Below are 20232 nucleotides of genomic sequence, written 5' to 3' on the forward strand. Positions count from 1 at the left end.
TTTTACAACATAGGGTTAGGCCTGCTCTTACGGCCGGCGAACAGTCCGAACAGCAAGATATAGGCGTAACACGGCACCACCAGGCAGAGGAAGACGAGTTGGAAGCCGTACTGGTCCTTGAAGTGGGCGAACAACTGCGGGATGACCGCGCCGCCTATGATCCCCATGACCAGGAAGGCCGCGCCGAACTCGGTCAGCTTGCCGAGGCCGCGGATGCCGAGCGGGAAGATGGCCGGCCACATCATGGCGTTGGCGAAACCGAGCGCCCAGACGAAGGCGACGGAGGTGTAACCCCTGGTCAGGAAGGCGCCGACGCTGAACAGGATGCCGAGCACGGCCGAAAAGGTCAGATACTTTTCCTGGCTGGTGAAGCGCGGAATGGCGATCAGGCCGCAGATATAGCCGATCAGCATAGTGACCATGGTGAAGCTGGTGAAGAACTTGGTCTGGTCGAGTGGCAGGTTGAAGCCATTGCCATAGGTGCCGACGGCATCACCGGCCATGACCTCGACCCCGACATAGAAGAAGATGGCCAGAAAGCCGAAGAACATCTGCGGCGCGGCGGCCCAGAAGCCCTTGCCGGCGCCCGGATTGGCGTCATCGCTGATATTGGGCAGGGGCGATTTGTAGACCAGGAAGGCAATGACGGCGAGGAAAGCGCCCATCAACAGATAGGGCAGATGGATGCGGGCGGCGAAGGCGTTGAGCAGCAGTTCGCGGGCGGCGGTGGTCGGAGCGGCGTCGACCTGGGTCTGCATCTGGCCGATGCCGTTGAGGATCAATGTGCCGATGACGACAGGTGCTGCGGCGCCGGCCAGCTTGTTGAAGATGCCGAGCAGGGCGATGCGTTGCGCGCCCGATTCAATGGGGCCCAGCACGGAAATGTAGGGGTTGGAGGCCGTTTGCAGCAGGGACAACCCGGCGCCGATAACGAACAGCGAGGCGAGCGTCGGCGGAAACAGCCGCATGGAAGCGAACTGGCCGAAGCCGGCGGCGCCTATGGCCATGGCCAGCAGGCCCAGCGCCATACCGGTCTTCATGCCGGTCTTGCGCAGGATAAAGGCCGACGGCAGGGCCAGAAAGAAGTACGACAGGTAAAAGACCGACGGCACGAAGAAGGCTTCGACGTCGTTAAGCGAGAAGGCCAGCTTGGAGAAGGTGATCAGCGGACCGTTCAGCCAGGTGACAAAACCGAAGATGGCGAACAGACCGCAGAACATCAGGACAGCGCCCCAAGGTGTTTTTTGTGGCGCGTTCGCAGCGGATGAGAGTCCAGGTGTCGGCATGGCTTATGTTTCCCCTCGTATGGTGATTGTTATTCGCCGGCCGCGACGGCCTTGGCTGTGATTGTCTTGTGCGACAGGAAGCCACCGGCGCGTTCCAGCCCCTGCCCCTGTGACCAGCTATGGACACCGTTGACGAAGACCTCTTCGATGCCCGCCGAAAGCTGGACCGGTTTTTCAAAAGTAGCGCGATCGGCCACGGTCTCGACGTCAAAGACGGTGATATCCGCCGCCATACCAACAGCGATCTGGCCGCGATCATGGAAACCGAAACGCCTGGCCGGAAAGGTTGTCATCTTGGCGACAGCCTCGGCCAGCGGGAACAGCTTCTGGTCACGGGCGTAATGGCCGAGTACACGCGGGAAGGTTCCCCACAGGCGCGGATGGGGGTTCTTGTCGTTCGGCAGGCCATCGGAGCCGACCATGCACAAGGGATGCGACAAAATGCGGCGCATGTCGTCTTCGTGAATCTGGAAGTAACAGGCGTAACCGGGCAGCAGGAGTTTGGCGGCCTCGCGCTCACTGATGCCCCATTCGCCGGCGATATCATGGAGATAGCGTCCGGCCTGGTCCGGATGGGTTTCGGACGAATTGATCAATACCTTGATCTCCCCGTCGCACAGGTCGGGATTGAGCACAGAAGAGCCGGCCGTATAGGGATAGCAATCCATGGCGACGGGTTGCGTTTTCGCCGCGGTGTCGATCAGGCCGAGGGTCTCGATCGACCGGCCCCAGTTGCGCACACCGGCGCATTTATGGTGCGAAATGATCAGCGGGGTTTGCGTCGGGCTGGCCGTTGTGAAGGCCTCCTGCAAGGCCTCGGCAACGCCGTCATATTCGCTGCGGATATGGGTGGCGTAGACGCCGCCGTGCGCACTGACGGTGTGCGCCAGCGCCGTCAGTTCATCGAGATCGGCGGCGGCGGCGGGCGGGTAATAGACGCCCGAGCTCAGTCCCGTGGCGCCGGCTTCCAGCGCTTCGGCCAGCAGGGCCTGCATCTGTCTCCGCTCATCGGCGCTGGCGGCCTTGCCGAGATCCGGCAGGCAGATCCGACGCAAGGTGGTGTGGCCGACCAGGGCCGCCACATTGACTGCCGGACGCGCCTGTTCGATGGCGGCGGCATAGTCGGCGAAGCTGGCATAGGCGAAGGCTTTGGCGTCGCCCAGCAGGTTGAAGGGTTCTTCCGGTTCGCCTGAGAAACGCAGCGGCGCGATCGACAGACCGCAATTGCCAACCACGACGGTGGTAACGCCCTGACTGATCTTGGCCGTCATTTCCGGCTGGCGAATGCAGGCGTAATCGTCGTGCGAATGGACATCGATAAAGCCCGGCGCGACGGCCTTCCCCGCCAGATCGAGGGTACGATGCGCCGGCTGGCCGTCAAGCTTGCCGATGGCCACAATCACGCCCTCACGGATGGCAATATCCGCTTTATAGGGCGCTGCCCCGCCGCCATCGAAGACAAGACCATTACGCAGCAGGATATCGGCGGGAACAGGCGACATAGGGATAATACTCTTAGAAAAACGTCTTGAGGGCGCCGGTTACGGCATAGGCGTCATCGACTTCGAGCAGGACGGGCCAGCGATCGAAGGTGGTGCAGGGATGGGATATGCCAAGGCCGACGTAATCGCCGATATTGACCGAGGCGCCGGCCGGCAGACGGATATAGCCGTGCTGGTCGTTCATGCGAAAAAACGACCAGTTTTCGACCGCTTGCGCCGAGGCATTTGCGCCCGGCGTGGCGTGGTATTCGACCTTCGGCAGGCCAGCGTCATCGGACAGGTCACGGCGGCCGGCATTGACGATGATCAGGTCCGGCTCCGGCTGCGAAACCACCTGCGCCCACACCTCCAGGGCCGGATTGAGCGCCGGCGCCGGTCCCAGCACGCCGCGTTCGCCGACATGGGCCAGCAGCTTGTTGTAGAAGCCGGTATCGTGGGTCAGGTAGCAACCGCTACGCAGCAGGGGGGTTACGCCATCGGTTTTCAGGCCACGCGCCACCAGGTCGAAATAGGCCGATCCGCCAGCGCTGAGTATGGGTTCGCCGGCGAATAGCCCCTCGTCGCGGCAGGTGTTGAACAGGCCCAGCAGGTCATCGAGAAACGCGCCGACGCGAACCGCATCCGCTGCTGCGTCACCGGTGACGATCAAGCCTTCATAGCCTTCGACACCGCGCAAGGACAGCACGGGCGATTGCGCCACGCGACGGGCGATATCGAGCGCGCGCGCTCGCGTCCGTGCGCCGGTGCGACCGCCGGAAATCCCCAGTTCGACCAGCACCTCGAAAGGCCGTTTGGCGTCAGCGTCGATAAGAATGCTTTCAAGCCGCTCGACACCGGCCAGGCTATCGACCAGGCTGAGGATCAAGATGTCGGACGCAGCATCCTGACGCGCCGCCAACGCGCGGATTTCCGCAACGCCTGCCAGTTCATTGGCGATCAGCAGCGTTTTAACGCCATAGTCCAGCGCCGTATTGGCCTGCGAAAATGTCGCAACCGTCATACCCCAGGCGCCGGCTTCCAGTTGCCGGTCGAACAGTTGCGGGCACATGCTGGTCTTGCCGTGCGGCGCCAGTTTCGCACCGGCCTGATCGATATAGGTCTGAAAGGTATGGAGATTTTTTGTCAGGACGCTGCTGCGGATAACCGCCGCCGGCAAAGGGATTGAACCGTCAAACAGGTTCCACCCCTGCGCGCCGACCTCACGCATGGCCAGCCCCTCGGCCGCGGCCGGCAGGCCCTTTATGCGGGCGCTCAGAGACAGGTCGAGGATCGGATCGAGATCAAGCGCCATCAGAACGACTCCAGGGTCAGTTCGGCGGCCAGCACCGGATTGCCCGCCGTCAGTCCGGCATCGACCGGCAACACAACGCCGGTGATCATGCGCGACAGGTCACTGGACAAAAACGCCACGGCATTGGCGATATCCTGTGGATCGGCGAAATCACGCAGCGGATACCACTTCTTCAGGTCGTCAAAGACTTCCGGTTTTTTCGCGGCGCGTTCCGCCCAGGCCTGCGTCTTGACCGTGCCGGGCGCCACCAGATTGGCGCGGATGCCGAGCGGACCATATTCGACCGCCAGCGCCTTGGTGTAGCTGACCAGTCCGGCCTTGGCGGCGCTGTAGGCTGGATGACCGAGGGCAAGGCTCGCATTGACCGTACCGATATTGATGATGACGCCTGACTTACGCGCGAACATGGCCGTCTTTACCGCTTCGACGCAGTGATAGGCGGCGCTGAGATTGATGGCGAGATCATGCGCCCAGTCTTCCGGCTTCAGAGTCGCCAAAGCGGTTGCCGCCGCCGCGCCAGCATTATTGACCAAAATATCCACCGGACCACTTATGGCCGCCAGACCATCGATGGCCGCTTTCACCGCCGCCAGATCGGTCAGATCAACCGCCGCTGTTTTCAGCCGCGCATCCATGCCGGCCAGGGCTGCATCGTCGCGGTCCAGCGCTAGTACAATCGCGCCCCAGCCGAGAAACGCCTCGCACAAGCCCCGGCCAATGCCGCCTGCCGCGCCGGTGATAAGGATGACCTTCCCGCTGAAATCAAACATAAAGCACCTTTTCTGTAAGCGCGTTTTTGAGCCATTCGAGGTTCATCGCGCGCAACATGCCGCAATTGTAAAAAGCGAAATCGCTGATCCCCAGATCTCGCAAACCATCCAGCGCCTCTGTCAGATCACTTTCACGACTCATGTCCGGATAGCCTGGGCGCAAGATAACACTGGTACGCGCGGCCGACACCAGATCAAGCACATATCGGCCATCCGCCATCACCGCTTCGGGCGAAGATTGATAAAGCGGCAGTTCCAGTCCGTCGCTCACAGTATCGAGCGCGGCGAGATCGTGACCTTCGAGATAGGCCGTGGCGTGCGGGCGCTGGCAGGTCGCGATCACCTTGACCTTCACCGCCGGATCGACAGCCGCGCGAATATCGGCGACCAACGAGGTCACGACCTGACAGCGGAAACGATGGTAAGCAGCAAGGTCCGCATCATTGGCGTTCCAGTCCTCAAGGGATTGATCAGCACCGCCATCAAGCCAGACATCGACCGCCGTGCAGATGCGTCCGGCCAGACCATCCACCTCAATCCCTGCCCGCTTCGCTCCTTCACGGCATGGATCGCAGAAACACAATCCCAACATGGCGTCGAGCCAGGCGTTGGGCGCGACTTGTGCGAACTCATGATGGAAACCGTGGCCATAGGTCAGGAAACCCGGCGTCTCCAACAGCAGGCTTTTCAGCCGGTAGTTTTCCGCGATATCGCCGCACAGCGTCACGGCATAGGCACGCACCTCTGGCTGCGATGGACACAGACTGTAGGGATAAGCGTCACCAAAAGCGTTGCGCGCCGTCAGGTCCGGATGCAGCATCCCCAGCCGCGTATTATGATTGAGCACCATCCAGGCATTGACGGTGATATCGTCACGTCCGCACAACTCCGCCAGCACATCGCGTTCCGCCGTCAGCACCGAAATCCGCGGCCGCACAACCGCATAATCCTTGCGCGGACGAAAATAGACCGTGCCGTCTTCCGGAAAATAGACCCGCGCCTGCGCATCGCCCGGCTGGAGGAACTTGCCGGCATGATAGCTGGCCGCCAGGGTGATTTCACCCGCCCCAAGCGCCCGGACGCGCGACACCGCCGCATCCGGATCATGAAAGTTCCAGGGATAGGCGTAGACGGCGGCCGTCATTTATTTGACCTTGTAGGCGATGACGTCGATCTCGACCTTGGCGTCGATCATGATCTGCGAACGCACGCACGACCGCGCCGGCAACTGGCCGTCGAAATAGCTGGCATAGACGCGATTGAAGGCGGCAAAATCACGCGTATCGTCAAGCCAGACATTGGCCTTCACCACATCGGCCAGGGTGCAGCCGGCCTTGGCGAGGATGGCGACGATATTCTCCATCGTCTGCTTCGTTTCGGCGACGATGCCGCCCGGCACGATCTCACCACCGGCATCAAAACCGACCTGACCGGAGACAAATACGAAACCGCCCGCTTCGGTGGCTTGTGAAAAGGGCAGCATTTGCCCGCCACTGCCGGAGCGCGGATCGCCGATGCGTGTGATGATCATGGGCACCTCTTAGTTCATATATTCGCTAAAGTAGCTTAGCTACACAACATAAACTACATGATTATGCAATGTCAAACAGGGACTTCGTCAGCCTCAAACTTGCTAACAGTCTGCATAAGCAAAAAGGCGCACCGGGAGGAGCCGGCACGCCAGTCATGGCTTCGAGCCAGGAACGGACCTCAATCAGCCAGCAGGCGGTTTTCCGGCGTTGACTGCCAATTGCTCAGCGAAAACCCGCTTGTAGGTCACCCGCGCTGAATGCGCCATCGAGCCACTCGGCATCGCCAAGGCGACGGGACAGTTGGCCCAACCGGTTGCGGATAATATTGGCGACTCCTGAGGGACTCGAACCCCCGACCTCTGCTTTAGGAAAGCCTTGCTCTATCCGGCTGAGCTAAGGAGCCACGCGACCTCCTCATACACAAACCATTACGATCTGAGAAGCAAGTCAGGTTGTTTTTTCGTGCGTAAGTATAAAGGCGCCTGCCTCATATGGTTAATTTGCCTCACGGCCACCAGATATTGTAGGGAACAGAACCAGTATCCGCCGATGTCAGTGATTCGGTCATGGTTTGTTTCCGTGTCGTTCGGCAGGTTGGTAACACCTCGTTTACAAATGCGTTCCCGGCGCTAATTACGCTTCCCAAACGTGCCTCACGCTCCTATGTATGGCGCGTGTCAGACATAGCCCCCCACAACTCCCGCCCCGTAATCCACGCCGTCAGCGACGCGAAGCTGATGGCCGTGCTCGGTCCCACCAATACCGGCAAGACCCACTACGCCATCGAGCGCATGTGCGGCTACGCCTCCGGCATGATGGGCCTGCCCCTGCGACTGCTCGCCCGTGAAATATATGAACGCGTGGTCGCGCTCAAGGGGGTGAACGCCGTGGCGCTGATCACCGGCGAGGAAAAGATTATTCCGCGCCTGCCGTCCTATTTCATCTGCACGGTCGAGGCCATGCCGCTGGAGCGCCAGGTCGATTTCCTGGCGGTCGATGAAATCCAGCTTTGCGGCGATGCCGAACGTGGCTACGTCTTTACTGATCGCCTGCTGCATGCGCGCGGCCGTTTCGAGACGGTTTTTCTGGGCGCCAAGACCTTCGCGCCGCTGTTCCACCGGCTGTTTCCCGGCGCCGAAGTCATGATGCGCGAGCGCCTGTCCACCCTCACCTATTCCGGTCCGAAGAAGCTGACGCGCCTGCCCAAGCGCACCGCCATCGTGGCCTTCTCGACCGAAAAGGTCTACGCCATCGCCGAACTGATCCGTCGCCAGCGCGGCGGCGCGGCCGTGGTCATGGGCAGCCTGTCGCCGAAAACCCGCAACGCCCAGGTCGAACTGTTCCAGAAGGGCGAGGTCGATTTCCTGGTCGCTACCGACGCCATCGGCATGGGCCTCAACATGGACATCCAGCATGTCGCCTTCTCCGGCCTGAGCAAGTTTGACGGCAAGTCAAGCCGCCACCTGACCGCGCAGGAAATCGGCCAGATCGCCGGCCGCGCCGGCCGCCATATGAATGATGGCACGTTTGGCGTCACCGGCGAATGTCACGAACTGGACGAAGATCTCGTTCATGCGGTTGAGAACCACATCTTCCAGCCACTTGAAGCGGCGCAATGGCGCAACCACAAGCTCGATTTCTCGACCCTGGAAGCCCTGTTGAAAAGCCTGAGCCAGCCGTCACACGTCATCGGCCTGCATCTTGCCAAGGAAGCGCTCGACGAAAAATCCCTGCGCGCCTTGAGTCAGGACGAGGACATCGCCGCCAAGATCAAGAACCCGGTGACCTTGCGCACGCTTTGGGAAGCCTGCCAGTTGCCGGATTTCCGCAAGATCGGCTTCGACGAGCACCTGAAACTGGTGGCGCACCTCTTCTGGTCGCGTCTCAGCCCCGGCGGCTTTATCGCCGAGGACTGGTTCGAGGGCGCGATCCGCGATCTCGACCATATGGACGGTGATATCGATACGCTGTCGTCGCGCTTGTCGGGTGTCCGCACACTTTCTTACATTGCCAATCGCGGCGCCTGGCTGGCGCGGACCGAGCACTGGCGCGACGCGACGCGCGATCTCGAAGAACGCCTGTCAGACAAGCTCCACGAAGCCCTGATGCAGCGCTTTATCGACGCCCGCACCAGTGCGCTCCTGAAAGCGCTCGACGCCGAAGAGGCGCCGCGCCCGGAAGTGACGCCCGAAGGCCAGGTGATTATCGAAGGTCATATCGTCGGCGAACTGAAAGGCCTGAGCTTCAAGCCAACCAGCGGCGAAAGCCTGATCGCCGACAAGGCTCTGCGTCAGGCGGCCAATCGCGCCGTCAAGCCGCTCCTGCTCGACCGCCTGCGCGATGTCGGCAACAGCGCCTCGAAAGCCTTCCAGATTCGCGGTCACGACGTCCTGTGGAAAAAGGAACCAGTGGCGCAGATCGAACCGTCCGACTGGTTCGTCCCGCGCCTCAAACTGATCGATGCCCCTGACCAGCCGGTTCTGGCCGAGCGCGCCGTCAAGCGTCTGACCGATTATGTCCGCCAGAGCGCCCAGGCCGGCCTCAAGAGTCTCTACAAGATGAAGCAGGTGGCCGATGACGAGACCGCCACCGCCGCCGTGCGCGCCATCGCCTTCCGTCTCTATGAAAACGGCGGCGTGCTGCATCGTGACGAAACCCTGAAACTGACGCCGGAAGACAAGGCGGCGCTTAAGGCGCTCGGCATTGCCGGCCATCGCTACGCCTGGTTCCTGCCGGATATCCAGAGCCAGAAACTGCGCCCGCTACTCCAGGCCTTTGGCGCCGGCGCCAGTGACCATTTGCAGCGTAAACACAGCCTGCGCGGTCAGTTGCTGCTGGAAGACTATGGCCCGGTCGCGCTCAAAACCCTGTCGCAGCTCGACAAGATCATGAGCCACGGCCTGTGGCAGAAGGGCGCGACCTATGTGAAGGCAGACGCCTTCGCGTCGTTGGGCCTGAATGAACAACAGCGCGACAAGCTGATGACGGCCCTGGGGCTGGTGAAGGTTGAAGCCATAACGGTGACAGAGGCCGTGCCGGTCACCACCGCACCAGACGCTCTACCCGCAGATGACAAGAGGCGTCGCAAACGCCGCAAGGGCAAGTCTGAAACGCCGGGAATTACACAGGATGTCCCGACTATTGAGACAGCGGAAGTCCCTGCGGCGGAAGCTCCAGATCTGTCCGACCCCATACCTGTTGAAACCGCGCCGGAAGCAACAGAAGCTCCCCCTGTCGATGTCACCGCGCCCGTTGTGGAAACGCAGGAAGTGCAACGCCTCGGCTGGCGGCAGAAATCCTTTGAACCGCGTGTGCGTCCGGAACGCCGGAAGCCCGTGCAGAGGGCATCCGAAGCCGGCGATAAGCCTGGCCGTAACGAACGTCCGGACAAGGCGCGTGGCGATCGGGGCAAGCGGCACGGCAAGCCTGAAGGGCAGCGCGAACAATCCAGAGGCCACCGCGATCATGAGCCGAAGCCCGCCGATTCCCGTTCGCGCGAACCCTATATCAACCCCTACTCGCCCTTCGCCATCCTGCGCGAAAAGCTGACTGAAAAGCAGGACAGCTAAGATTAAGGTCAACCGCGAAACAGATGTGTTTCGCGGTTGATTTGTCCGTATTATCACGCTGAAAATAAGATGAGTTGCTATTCACCGAAAAACAGAATAGTATAGTGACATCGATTTATAATTGTCTGCTGTTTTGTTTAGCCCTTTTCCAAAGTGCAACGAGCGAACCCCCATTCAAAAATTTAGCGAGAGGCATCCGGGCATTTCGTTCGGCTGCGTATAAACATGTCATTTGAAAGGGTTCATTAATGAGCACCGGGACAGTTAAGTGGTTTAATCCGACCAAGGGCTTCGGCTTCATCGAGCCGAGCGACGGCGGCCAGGACGTTTTCGTTCACATCAGCGCCGTTGAACGCGCGGGTATGAGCAGCCTCAATGAAGGCCAAAAGGTCTCCTACGAGATGGCGCGCGACGCCAAGTCCGGCAAGATGTCTGCCGAGCAACTCGAAAACGCTTAAGCCTTACGGTTTAACCGAATTTGGAAAGGCCGGAGCCGCAAGGTTCCGGCCTTTTTCGTGTCCGGCACCACTTTGACAAACTTTGCCATCAGATATACTCTGCAGGAAAGGAGACCGTAATGGCGACAATGAACATTTCCCTGCCAGAGCAGATGAAAGCGTGGGCTGAAAACCAAGCGGAAACCGGCAAGTACAGCAATACCAGCGACTATGTCCGCGACCTGATCCGTCGCGACCAGGAACGCAGTGAAAAAATCGCTGCCATGCAGGATGTAGTAACACGCAGCATAGCCAGCGGAATCAGCGACCTTACGATGCAGGACATCCTTGAAAAGGCGCGCGCCCACGTGGCGACCAATGGACTGGCCAAGAGCGCCTGATGTCTTACAAACTGACGCCGGAAGCGACGGATGATGTGCTTCATGTCTATGTGCAAGGCGTTCTAATGTTCGGCCAGTCACAAGCCGAAAGATACCATGCGCGACTTGAAGACATATTCGCTCAGCTGGGAGATAATCCTCGAGCGGCGCGTGAACGAACTGAAATCGATCCGCCCGTCCGCGTACATCCTTACGGCTCGCATGTCATTATATACCGAACAGACGGCGAAGATATTGTGATACTCGCCGTCCGTCATTCGCGTGAAAACTGGCAGGAAGATCTATAGCTATTTCTTCTGATCCGCTTTCTGCGCCGCGGCCAGCACCAGGAACATATAGTTGGTCTCGCCGCCGCCCATGACGTACTCCGTCTGCTGCCAGAAATAAGGCCATTTTTTCAGCTCCGGCAGGTCGGGCCGGATCAGGGCCGTGCCTGAAATGACGCCACCGGGAATATAGCTCCAGTCGGCGCGGTTAGCGCCATAGGCGGTCGTCGCCGATTTCGCCCCGACGCCCGAAGCGAAGGACTCGGTGTTTTCGCCCGGATGGACGCCCAGAACGAAGTTCAGCGCCTCCATTTGCAGGGCGTCCGGCGTATATTGCGGCCATGCCTTGCGGAAGAAGTACTGCTGAACCCCGAATTCCTGAATCTGCCAGCCGGCGCCCCAGATATAGGGCACATAGGGCACACCATAGGGCGTTTTGGTGGCGTCGTTCGTCAGCCTTGCCTGATACGTCTGAACCGCCGCACCGACCTCATGGATAAAGGCCTTGTCACGGATCAGCGGCATGGCCGAGGCCAGCACCGCGCCGGTTTGATCAATATGCGCCACGATCTCGGGCTTGAGTGCGATCAGACGCTTGATAAGCGTCGCATCATGAGTCGTCTGCGCCAGTTCAGACAGGACAAAAACCTTGGCCTGCAAATCCGTGGCGCGATCATAAGCCTTGTCATACAGATCACGCGCCGCCGCCAGCGCATCCGCCGCCATTTTTGGATTGGTCGGGGTCAGGGCGCGTGCGGCCGTGGCCAGTTGCGCCGCCGTTGTCAGTTCGCGGTTGGGATTGTCCTCAGTGAAGACATAGCGGTCGTCCTTCAGCGAAGACGTCGTGGCCGTGCGTTCACCGGGCTTCAATGCCGGATCGAAATCGAGATTGTCGGTCTGTGTCGAAACATCACCCAGCAAGGTATATTGCGCCAGGTTCGGCTCGATAATGCCGCGATAGGTGCGGCCCAGCGCCTTGTAACCGCCCAGAACCGACAGCAGGCCATGTTCGATCTGCTGGATAGCGTCGTTCTGGCCATCGGGTTGATGAATTTCGGTCAGCTTCTTCGTTTCGTCGATGGTGGTGGCGTCATAATTCAGATTGAACTCCTCGACCATCTTCGACAGCAGCCAGATCGTGCCCATCTGACTTTCGACACGCAGATCATAATCACCGGCATCATGCCAGCCGCCAGCGTTCAGGCCCGGCACATGGTCGCCCGGTTGATATTTCGTCAGGATCGTGCCGCCTTGCATATAGCCATCGAAATGGTTGAGATTGACCGGCGCCATGCGCACGTCGTCCTCGTGATCGAGGCCATGCCAGGTGCGGTATTTCTCCTTCACCAGCATATGACACATCTGCACCGGCAGGAAATATTCGAGCGTCGGCTGCCAGACATGGCGGTCGTAAACATCATCGCCAATCTTGAAACTGCCGGTCGCCTCGCCGCGATATTCCAGCACATACATGCCGGGGTCTGTCACCGCCGTCAGGTCTGCGGTCAGGTAATTATAACGCAGGAACTGCCCCCACGGCTTCGGCGTGTAACGCGCCATCTCTACGCGGCCCGTTTCCGTCAGCTTGTAGAGCACCAGCGGATCAGCCTGGCTGTCGCGCTTGTCCTGCTCGATGATGGCGGTCTTGGCTTGTTCCGGCCGATAACCCACCTGCGACACCTGCACCACCGGCTTGTAGCGCCAGTTGGGATCGATATTGGGTGTGATCACCCAGGTGATGGCGTCGGCCGTCGCGCCCGGCTTCGTCACTTCACGGACGATATACCAGCCGTTATTGAAATTGCCGCGGCCGTCGATCAGTTCCAGTTCGCCGGTCTGGCTCTGGATCGTCATGCGTTGCAGATCGCTGTCCGGCGCTACGGTTAGTCGCCTGCCCTCGGCCAGCGGCGCGGTGATGGTCTGGCCGTGGTCATCCACCATGCCACCATTGGCTTGGCGCGGAAAGATGCCGCTTTGCTGGTCCATCAGCCAGGGTTTACCGAAAAGATCGGTCGGGAACAGCTCGAAATTGAAGCCGACCTTGCCTTCCCAGTCTTTCGGCAATGGCTTGTCGAGATCGACAGACACCTGGAAAGCATTGCCTTCCAGCGGCGTGACGCGGACATGATAGCTGAAATTGAGGTCGGGATACTCGATCGGGTTGAAGCCCTTGCGGTTTTTCGAGTCGTCCGGATAGTGCAGCGCCTGACTGACCGAATTGGCTGCCGCATCGACCACCGGCTTGCCATCGCCCGCCGGCATGGCTGACCATTGCCCCGGTGACGGTTCCAGCCGCAGATCGCCATTGGCCGCCACGCGCACCCCATGCTGGATTACCGTTACGCCGGTCTGGTGACCATCGGGATAGATGTCGGCAAAGACAGTGACGTTCAGGCCCGGCGCCTCGAAATAGCCCTTGTCATTGAGCTTGAGCGCCGGTTCGGCCCAAACCAGGCCTGGAATGGCCGTTCCCGCCATAAGCCCCAGGCACGACACCGCCATCATCAAACGGGTGATCTTCATGGTTCTTCTCCCAACCTGCCCTCTCGCACGGGGCATTGATATCGATTACAGGACTATAGCGTAGGCTGGCGCTATCACAAGGGACGGTTTGACATTTGGCTTTCGCATTCCAATATCTGCATCATGCAGACAGACTCTTCTTCGATACGGCTTGACCTATGGCTTTGGCGGGCGCGCTTCTTCAAGACCCGCGCGCTTTCGGCCAAGGCCTGCGACAGCGGCCATATCCGGTTGGAGCGCTTCGGCAAGGTGGCGCGCGTTGAAAAGGCCTCGACCGCCGTCAGGCCCGATGACCGGCTGATCTTTGCCCTCGGTACGCGTCTGTATGATATTGTGATCGTCGATACCGGTGAGCGGCGCGGCCCTGCCCCCGAAGCGCAAAGCCTTTACCGGCAGGCGTCTGCGACGCTAAACACTACAACTAATGCCTGAAATTAGAACAAATCAGGTTTCCACGATGGCCGGACTCTTGACACAGCCGCCTTATCTGAGCATGACGCACACACTCCAAGTTTGTAATTGAGGCTGAGACCGCTATGACCTACATCGTTATGGACGCTTGCGTGAAGTGCAAGTTCATGGACTGCGTTGAAGTCTGTCCGGTCGATTGCTTCTATGAAGGCGAGAACTTCCTGGCCATCAATCCGGACGAGTGTATCGATTGCGGCGTCTGCGAACCTGAATGTCCGGTCGACGCTATCAAGCCGGACACCGAGGACGAAGGCACCAAATGGCTGGAAATCAATACCAAGTACGCCGCCATCTGGCCGAACATCTCGGAAAAGGGCACGCCGCCCGCTGACCGCGAAGACTACGAACGCGAAACCGGCAAGTTCGAGAAGTATTTCTCCGAAAAGCCCGGCAACGGCAAGTAAGTGCCGCTATGGCCGGTGTTGCTGCTTTATCTCGCGCTGATCAATCTGCTGACCTGGCATACCTGGCGACTCGATAAAAAATACGCCGTTATGCGAGAAAAACGCGTCCCCGAGCGGACGCTTTTGACTCTATGCGTCCTCGGAGGCTGGCCTTTCGCCCTTATCGGCGCACAGGTTTTTCGCCACAAGAGCAGCAAAAAAGCCTTTATTCACAAGGTTTATCTCATAGCGGGCTTTCACGTCGCCATTCTGTGCGCTACGCTACTGCTATTGTGGCGCCCTGTGTGAGCGCTAACGCCACCGCCCTTTATTTCGCCGTAAATTTGTGATATAGATGTCATATTGCAAGAGTCGCACGGCCTGCTTCTGTCCCTTATGGGATAAACCCAGACCACACGATCCGCGCAAATTTTCGTTTGTTTCAGGCGTTCAGACCGGCGCTTCGCGCGGGTTTTAAATGCACCATCGACGCAGGTCGGATGACAACCTTGTCTTAGTTGAGAAATAGCGCACGTCCAGCACCCCCCGGAGGACTCTCTTGAGGATGATTTTGTGCGCTCATATGTTTCCTCCAGCCCCTCCCCGGTGCTGGAGCAGGCCTTCTTGACACCTATGAGATGCGATTGCCCGCCGGTTCTGCCCCAACCTCGAAAGGTTCGCCATGTCCGACACCCTCACCCTTTCCCGTCACGATTTCGCCGTAGGCGATAAGGTCGTCTACCCCGCCCACGGCGTGGGCCAGGTCGCCGGCGTCGAGACTCAGGAAGTGGCCGGTTATACTCTGGAAGTGTTTGTGGTTACCTTTGATCATGAAAAAATGACCCTGCGCGTACCGACCAAGAAGGCCAAGATCGCCGGCCTGCGTCACCTCGCCCACGAAGCCATCATGTCGCAGGCCCTGGTCACCCTGAAAGGCCGCGCCCGCATCAAACGCACCATGTGGTCGCGCCGCGCTCAGGAATATGAAGCGAAGATCAACTCCGGTTGCCTCGTCTCCCTGGCCGAGGTCGTCCGCGACCTCTACCGTTCGGACAGCCAGCCTGAGCAGTCCTATTCCGAACGCCAGCTCTATGAATCAGCGCTCGACCGCATGGCCCGTGAAGTGGCAGCCATCGAAAAGATCGACCGCGACTCGGCCGTGGCTATCCTCAACAAAAACCTGACCAAGGCCGCTTAGTCTTTTCCGGTTGAAATTAAAAAGCCTTCCGGTTCTCCGGGAGGCTTTTTGCTGGAAGGTCAAGGCAAAAAATGCCGTTTTACCCTTGACCTTGCCGGCTCATTTGCCTATAGAACCGCCTCTCGCGCGAAGGACAGGCGTCCTTTCGTGCTCCCGTATTTGCTTTAACCGAAGGTACATCCCATGTCGCGTCGTTGCGAACTCACCGGTATCGGCCCTATGGTCGGCCACAGCGTGAGCCACTCTAATGTCAAGACGAAGCGCCGCTTCCTGCCGAGCCTTCGCCAGATCAACCTGCAATCCGAATCCCTAGGCGCCTCGTTCCGCCTGAAGATTTCGAACGCAGCCCTGCGCACGCTCGATTTCAAAGGTGGCCTCGATGCCTTCCTCGTTAAGGCCGACGACGCCAATCTGTCGGTTCGCGCCCGTCGCCTGAAGAAGCAGATCAAGGACAAGCTGGCCGAACAAGCCGCTTAATCTTTCCGAGATCCCGGACACAAGAAAAAGCCCTGAACGCATGTTCAGGGCTTTTTCTTGTGTCGTCAGGGCGTCCAATCAAAGATCAGCAGCTTGGGCTTACCGTCTTCCTTCAGGCTATCGCTGATCAGGAAGATACGATAGCCGGCGGCCGTTTTGATCGCCGACACGCCCTCGAAATTATCGACCGGCAGCCGCGGCGTAATCTTCACCATGTCGCTGATAAAGGTGAGTGTATCGCCCTCCAGATGCAGCAGTCTGAGCACATTGCGCGGCCCCGTGATGGGGTCGTAATAGCGATAGAGCGCCAGGATATCATGGTCGCGCCGGGCGTCGTCATAATCGACCACGGCCAGAGAGGTCATCATGTAGAGGAAGCCGGGCGTCGCCGGGCCGTGGACTTCCGTACAGGCATTAAGCGCCAGTCCGCAACGCCAGAAGCCGCCTGATTCGACGCCGATCAACAGAGCATCGTCTTTGGGTTCCTGAATAAAGGTGACCGCCTCCATGCCCTGATTGGCCGGAAAATTCGGCAGGCCAGATAGTGGCAAGGTTTCACCGGCCTGACGCCACGGCGACAACCTTGCGCTTTGCGCGAATTTCATCACCCGCTGGTGGCCCTCGAAAGACACATAGCGATCCCCGCTCACCGGGTCGATCGTCATGCCTTCGGAATCCGCCTCGTTCTTGTAAGTGAAGCGCTTCCCGCCCGGATCAAGCAGCGGATTGATTTCCAGCGGGCTATCGAGATACCCACCCTTACTATCCGGTTTCAGCGCGAATTGCGCCACGGCGCCGAAATCGCTGACCGCTTCGATCTTCAGCGCATCGCCCTCAGAAACGACATGCAGATCAGACAGCCCAACAAGCGCGCTTGTGCCGCGAGCGATCAACTCGTAACCGCCGGTATAACGAACCTTCGAATTGACAGGCTTGGGATCGCTACCCGGCAAGGCACGAAAGCTGACGGTCGGCTTTTGCAGATAGGGCACCGGTTCGGCATGGGCCGAGGTGGCGAGAAGGGCCAAGCTAAAAAGAACAAAACGCATGATCATCCTAATGTAAGAAAGTAAGAAACCCCGCCACCCCGCCCTTCAGGCGCGGCCCCCCTCCCCATCAGAGATAGGGAGGTACAAGCTTTATAGCACCGATGGCCAAATGGCTTGTTGTGGAGTCTATTTCTCCTCGAACAACTCAGTAAGCTTATCCATAAGCCCGCCAGCCAAGTGCTCGACGTCGATCAGGGTCAGGGCGCGCTTGTAATAACGCGTCACATCATGGCCGATGCCGATGGCGACCAGTTCGATGCGGCCGGCGCCTTCGATCTCCGCGATAACCTTGCGCAGGTGGTTTTCGAGATAATGCCCGCTATTCACGCTCAGAGTCGAATCATCGACCGGCGCGCCATCCGAAATCACCATCAGGATCTTGCGCTGCTCCGGCCGTCCGATCAAACGGCTGTGCGCCCATTGCAGGGCCTCGCCGTCGATATTCTCTTTCAGCAGGCCTTCGCGCATCATCAGGCCGAGATTCTTGTGCGTCCGGCGCCAGGGATTATCCGCCGCCTTGTAGATGATATGGCGCAGGTCGTTGAGGCGCCCCGGATTGGCCGGTTTGCCCGCCCGCACCCAGGCCTCACGCGACATGCCGCCCTTCCACGCCTTCGTGGTGAAGCCCAAAATCTCGACCTTGACACCACAACGCTCCAGCGTCCGCGCCAGAACATCGGCGCAGATGGCGGCTACCATGATCGGCCGGCCGCGCATCGAACCGGAATTATCGAGCAGCAAGGTCACCACCGTATCGCGGAACTCGGTGTCCTTTTCCTGCTTGAAGCTGAGCGGCGCGGACGGATCGGTGATCACCCGCGTCAGCTTGGAGGCGTCGAGCACGCCTTCCTCCAGATCGAACGACCACGACCGGCTTTGCTGGGCCAGCAGCTTCCTTTGCAGGCGGTTGGCCAGACGCGACACCACCGATGCCATATTGGCCAGTTGCGCATTCAGGAAGCCGCGCAGGCGCTCCAGTTCCTCCGGATCGCACAGTTCCTCGGCGGTGATAACCTCATCGAACTGCCGGGTATAGACCTCGTAATCCTTCTTGATATTGGCGTCCGGCTGGTCGTTCTCGCGGCGTTCCGCCTCGCCAGCTTCGCCATCGGGCGTTTCGTCGGTCGAGGATTCGGATGACATCTGCGGATCGCCCTGCATCTGGGTGTAGTCGTCCTCACCCTCCTGCGGCTGGTCCTGACCGGATTGCTCTTCCGGCTGGTCCTGTTGCGACTGGCTGTCGTCCTGATCGTCCTTTTCGGGGGCGTCTTCCTTCGGGCTGTCGCCTTCGCTCTCGCCCTCTTCACCTTCGTCCTTCTTCTCGTCCTCGGCGTCCTGGCTGTCGTCCTTGAGGTCGAGCGAAGTCAGGATGCTTCGCGCCTGCTTGTTAAAGGCCTTCTGATCGTGGATCAGCGCCGCCAGCTTCTCTAAGCCATCGCCGGTCTTTTCCTCGATCTCGTTACGCAGCAGATTGACGACACGCTGCACCGATTGCGGGATCGGATCGCCGGTGACGGCCTCGCGCGCCATCAGGCCAAGAATTTCGGGGATGCCGATTTCCTGGCGGTCTTCCTTGCGATAAAGGCCGCTGCGTTCAAGATCGCTTTCCTGCGCGGCCAGCAGATTATGCCGCACACCCAGCATGGCGCGGGCGCCGATGGCTTCCAGACGCGCCTCTTCCAACGCATCGAAAGCATCGGCGCTCATATCGTCACGCGGACGCGCACGGGCGTGCAGGGTGTCGTCGTGGTGCGCCACTTTCAGCGCCAGACGATCGGCCTGACCGCGCACCCGCTGCACCGCCTTGGGCGCCAGATCACGCGGGGGATGCGGCAGGATCAGTTTGTTGCCATCGAGGCGCGGCCCATCCGAGCCGAAAACCACCTCCAGCTCAGAATCCTCCGCCAGGGCGCGGGTGGAATGCACCAGCGCCTTCTTGAAGGGTTCGGACAGGATGGTCGGCTTGTTGGCCATGTAGTTTTCACCAAGAACTCCCCCTGATTTCAGGGGGAGGTGGCCTGAAAGGCCGGAGGGGGTTAATTCGCAGGCTTAAGCCAGCTTCGATTGGGGATTAACCCCACCCGCCCTGCGGGCACCCTCCCCCTGAAATCAGGGGAGGTTCTTTTTTAGATGACCTTCACTTTCAGCGCGCTTTCCTTCACATCGGTTCCAAAGGCGCGCTGGTAAAATTCCGCCAGGGTATGGCGTTCCAGCTCATCACTCTTGTTGAGGAACGACAGACGGAAGGCCAGCTCGGGATCATTGTTGAAGATCAGGGTATTTTGCGCCCAGGTGATGACCGTCCGCGGCGACATGACCGTGGAGATATCGCCATTGGCGAAGGCCGAACGCGACATATCAGCGACGCGCACCATGGCGTCGATCATGCCTTTGCGCTCAGCCGTATTAAATTCCGGCACCTTGGCCAGCACGATCTCGACCTCGGCCTCATGGCTGAGATAGTTAAGCGTGGTGACGAGCGACCAGCGATCCATCTGGCCCTGGTTGATCTGCTGGGTGCCGTGGTAAAGCCCGGTCGTATCGCCAAGACCAATGGTATTGGTGGTCGAAAACAGGCGGAAGAACGGGTTCGGCTTAATGACCTTGTTCTGGTCGAGCAGGGTCAGGCGGCCTTGCGCTTCCAGAACGCGCTGGATGACGAACATCACGTCCGGACGGCCGGCATCGTATTCGTCAAACACCAGCGCGACATTGTGCTGATAGGCCCAGGGCAGGATGCCGTCCTTGAATTCGGTGATCTGCTTGCCGTCTTTCAGCACGATCGCGTCCTTGCCGACCAGATCGATGCGGCTGACATGGCTGTCGAGATTGACGCGCACGCAGGGCCAGTTCAGCCGGGCAGCCACCTGTTCGATATGCGTGGATTTGCCGGTGCCGTGATAACCCGACACCATGACGCGGCGATTGTGGGCAAAGCCGGCGAGAATGGCGAGCGTCGTTTCGCGGTCGAAGAGGTAGTCCGGATCCAGATCCGGGACATAGGCGTCGCCCTTCGAATAGGCAGGAACGCGCAAATCCGTATCAATACCGAAAACCTCCCGGACGGAAATCGTGGT

The 20232-nt window shown here is 59.6% G+C and carries 19 protein-coding genes and 1 tRNA gene; 9 read left to right on the top strand and 11 right to left on the bottom strand.

Features of this window, described 5'->3' with window-relative positions; genetic code table 11:
- Window positions 1-2: 2 nt before the first annotated feature.
- The 7 genes from VL130_RS09920 to VL130_RS09950 form a co-directional block, all read right to left on the bottom strand.
- Complete coding sequence (locus VL130_RS09920) at window positions 3-1286, bottom strand: sugar MFS transporter (protein ID WP_325362717.1); 1284 nt, start codon at window positions 1284-1286, stop codon at window positions 3-5.
- A 29-nt stretch (window positions 1287-1315) separates the two neighbouring features.
- Window positions 1316-2788: a D-aminoacylase gene (locus VL130_RS09925; RefSeq protein WP_325362718.1), complete on the bottom strand. Its 1473-nt coding sequence runs from the start codon at window positions 2786-2788 to the stop codon at window positions 1316-1318.
- Window positions 2789-2801: 13 nt separating this feature from the next.
- Window positions 2802-4079 (bottom strand): amino acid deaminase, encoded by a 1278-nt coding sequence (locus VL130_RS09930; RefSeq protein WP_325362720.1) that lies wholly within the window; start codon window positions 4077-4079, stop codon window positions 2802-2804.
- Window positions 4079-4849, bottom strand: a complete 771-nt coding sequence (locus VL130_RS09935) for an SDR family oxidoreductase (RefSeq protein ID WP_325362721.1) — start codon at window positions 4847-4849, stop codon at window positions 4079-4081. The genes VL130_RS09930 and VL130_RS09935 overlap by 1 nt, the downstream gene beginning before the upstream one ends.
- Window positions 4842-5993, bottom strand: coding sequence for a hypothetical protein (locus VL130_RS09940; RefSeq protein WP_325362722.1), 1152 nt, complete (start codon window positions 5991-5993; stop codon window positions 4842-4844). Before VL130_RS09940 ends, VL130_RS09935 begins: the two co-directional genes overlap by 8 nt.
- Window positions 5994-6380 carry a RidA family protein gene (locus VL130_RS09945; protein WP_325362723.1) on the bottom strand — a complete coding sequence of 129 codons (387 nt, stop codon included), beginning with the start codon at window positions 6378-6380 and terminating at the stop codon, window positions 5994-5996. It abuts the gene before it with no gap.
- A 327-nt stretch (window positions 6381-6707) separates the two neighbouring features.
- A tRNA-Arg gene (locus VL130_RS09950) sits at window positions 6708-6784 on the bottom strand.
- Between the two features lie 334 nt (window positions 6785-7118).
- Between VL130_RS09950 and VL130_RS09955 the strand changes: the two genes are divergently transcribed.
- From VL130_RS09955 to VL130_RS09970, 4 genes are all read left to right on the top strand, one after another.
- On the top strand, window positions 7119-9950 hold the full coding sequence (locus tag VL130_RS09955; RefSeq protein WP_414636250.1) for a helicase-related protein: 2832 nt from the start codon (window positions 7119-7121) through the stop codon (window positions 9948-9950).
- 248 nt (window positions 9951-10198) lie between these two features.
- Complete coding sequence (locus tag VL130_RS09960; RefSeq protein ID WP_325362725.1) at window positions 10199-10408, top strand: cold-shock protein; 210 nt, start codon at window positions 10199-10201, stop codon at window positions 10406-10408.
- A 119-nt stretch (window positions 10409-10527) separates the two neighbouring features.
- Window positions 10528-10788, top strand: a complete 261-nt coding sequence (locus VL130_RS09965) for a type II toxin-antitoxin system ParD family antitoxin (protein ID WP_325362726.1) — start codon at window positions 10528-10530, stop codon at window positions 10786-10788.
- A complete protein-coding gene (locus VL130_RS09970) occupies window positions 10788-11075 on the top strand; it encodes a type II toxin-antitoxin system RelE/ParE family toxin (RefSeq protein ID WP_325362727.1) in 288 nt (95 codons plus the stop codon). The genes VL130_RS09965 and VL130_RS09970 overlap by 1 nt, the downstream gene beginning before the upstream one ends.
- Here VL130_RS09970 and VL130_RS09975 read toward each other — a convergent pair whose 3' ends face one another.
- Window positions 11076-13577 (bottom strand): glycoside hydrolase family 9 protein, encoded by a 2502-nt coding sequence (locus VL130_RS09975; protein ID WP_325362728.1) that lies wholly within the window; start codon window positions 13575-13577, stop codon window positions 11076-11078.
- Between the two features lie 123 nt (window positions 13578-13700).
- Between VL130_RS09975 and VL130_RS09980 the strand changes: the two genes are divergently transcribed.
- The 5 genes from VL130_RS09980 to rpmB all read left to right on the top strand — a co-directional run bounded on the left by VL130_RS09980 (window position 13701) and on the right by rpmB (window position 16106).
- On the top strand, window positions 13701-14009 hold the full coding sequence (locus tag VL130_RS09980; RefSeq protein ID WP_325362729.1) for an RNA-binding S4 domain-containing protein: 309 nt from the start codon (window positions 13701-13703) through the stop codon (window positions 14007-14009).
- 104 nt (window positions 14010-14113) lie between these two features.
- Window positions 14114-14452 carry a ferredoxin FdxA gene (fdxA, locus tag VL130_RS09985; RefSeq protein WP_325362730.1) on the top strand — a complete coding sequence of 113 codons (339 nt, stop codon included), beginning with the start codon at window positions 14114-14116 and terminating at the stop codon, window positions 14450-14452.
- A gap of 15 nt (window positions 14453-14467) precedes the next feature.
- Window positions 14468-14740, top strand: coding sequence for a DUF1294 domain-containing protein (locus VL130_RS19500; protein WP_414636251.1), 273 nt, complete (start codon window positions 14468-14470; stop codon window positions 14738-14740).
- Between the two features lie 373 nt (window positions 14741-15113).
- A complete protein-coding gene (locus tag VL130_RS09990; protein ID WP_325362732.1) occupies window positions 15114-15629 on the top strand; it encodes a CarD family transcriptional regulator in 516 nt (171 codons plus the stop codon).
- A gap of 183 nt (window positions 15630-15812) precedes the next feature.
- Window positions 15813-16106, top strand: a complete 294-nt coding sequence (gene rpmB, locus VL130_RS09995; protein ID WP_325362733.1) for a 50S ribosomal protein L28 — start codon at window positions 15813-15815, stop codon at window positions 16104-16106.
- 65 nt (window positions 16107-16171) lie between these two features.
- On the opposite strand, the gene VL130_RS10000 is transcribed toward rpmB, so the two are convergent.
- The 3 genes from VL130_RS10000 to cobS all read right to left on the bottom strand — a co-directional run bounded on the left by VL130_RS10000 (window position 16172) and on the right by cobS (window position 20226).
- Complete coding sequence (locus VL130_RS10000) at window positions 16172-17155, bottom strand: esterase-like activity of phytase family protein (RefSeq protein WP_325362734.1); 984 nt, start codon at window positions 17153-17155, stop codon at window positions 16172-16174.
- 126 nt (window positions 17156-17281) lie between these two features.
- Window positions 17282-19129 carry a cobaltochelatase subunit CobT gene (gene cobT, locus VL130_RS10005; RefSeq protein WP_325362735.1) on the bottom strand — a complete coding sequence of 616 codons (1848 nt, stop codon included), beginning with the start codon at window positions 19127-19129 and terminating at the stop codon, window positions 17282-17284.
- A gap of 152 nt (window positions 19130-19281) precedes the next feature.
- On the bottom strand, window positions 19282-20226 hold the full coding sequence (gene cobS / locus VL130_RS10010) for a cobaltochelatase subunit CobS (protein ID WP_325362737.1): 945 nt from the start codon (window positions 20224-20226) through the stop codon (window positions 19282-19284).
- Between the last annotated feature and the right edge of the window lie 6 nt (window positions 20227-20232).

The sequence above is a fragment of the Asticcacaulis sp. genome, from assembly GCF_035497195.1.
Lineage (GTDB): Bacteria > Pseudomonadota > Alphaproteobacteria > Caulobacterales > Caulobacteraceae > Asticcacaulis.

What these genes read in the sequence shown, in the direction of transcription:
- VL130_RS09920 (WP_325362717.1), bottom strand. Translation starts at nt 1,286, where the DNA reads ATGCCGACACCTGGACTCTCATCCGCTGCGAACGCGCCACAAAAAACA.
- VL130_RS09925 (WP_325362718.1), bottom strand. Translation starts at nt 2,788, where the DNA reads ATGTCGCCTGTTCCCGCCGATATCCTGCTGCGTAATGGTCTTGTCTTC.
- VL130_RS09930 (WP_325362720.1), bottom strand. Translation starts at nt 4,079, where the DNA reads ATGGCGCTTGATCTCGATCCGATCCTCGACCTGTCTCTGAGCGCCCGC.
- VL130_RS09935 (WP_325362721.1), bottom strand. Translation starts at nt 4,849, where the DNA reads ATGTTTGATTTCAGCGGGAAGGTCATCCTTATCACCGGCGCGGCAGGC.
- VL130_RS09940 (WP_325362722.1), bottom strand. Translation starts at nt 5,993, where the DNA reads ATGACGGCCGCCGTCTACGCCTATCCCTGGAACTTTCATGATCCGGAT.
- VL130_RS09945 (WP_325362723.1), bottom strand. Translation starts at nt 6,380, where the DNA reads ATGATCATCACACGCATCGGCGATCCGCGCTCCGGCAGTGGCGGGCAA.
- VL130_RS09955 (WP_414636250.1), top strand. Translation starts at nt 7,119, where the DNA reads ATGGCCGTGCTCGGTCCCACCAATACCGGCAAGACCCACTACGCCATC.
- VL130_RS09960 (WP_325362725.1), top strand. Translation starts at nt 10,199, where the DNA reads ATGAGCACCGGGACAGTTAAGTGGTTTAATCCGACCAAGGGCTTCGGC.
- VL130_RS09965 (WP_325362726.1), top strand. Translation starts at nt 10,528, where the DNA reads ATGGCGACAATGAACATTTCCCTGCCAGAGCAGATGAAAGCGTGGGCT.
- VL130_RS09970 (WP_325362727.1), top strand. Translation starts at nt 10,788, where the DNA reads ATGTCTTACAAACTGACGCCGGAAGCGACGGATGATGTGCTTCATGTC.
- VL130_RS09975 (WP_325362728.1), bottom strand. Translation starts at nt 13,577, where the DNA reads ATGAAGATCACCCGTTTGATGATGGCGGTGTCGTGCCTGGGGCTTATG.
- VL130_RS09980 (WP_325362729.1), top strand. Translation starts at nt 13,701, where the DNA reads ATGCAGACAGACTCTTCTTCGATACGGCTTGACCTATGGCTTTGGCGG.
- fdxA (WP_325362730.1), top strand. Translation starts at nt 14,114, where the DNA reads ATGACCTACATCGTTATGGACGCTTGCGTGAAGTGCAAGTTCATGGAC.
- VL130_RS09990 (WP_325362732.1), top strand. Translation starts at nt 15,114, where the DNA reads ATGTCCGACACCCTCACCCTTTCCCGTCACGATTTCGCCGTAGGCGAT.
- rpmB (WP_325362733.1), top strand. Translation starts at nt 15,813, where the DNA reads ATGTCGCGTCGTTGCGAACTCACCGGTATCGGCCCTATGGTCGGCCAC.
- VL130_RS10000 (WP_325362734.1), bottom strand. Translation starts at nt 17,155, where the DNA reads ATGCGTTTTGTTCTTTTTAGCTTGGCCCTTCTCGCCACCTCGGCCCAT.
- cobT (WP_325362735.1), bottom strand. Translation starts at nt 19,129, where the DNA reads ATGGCCAACAAGCCGACCATCCTGTCCGAACCCTTCAAGAAGGCGCTG.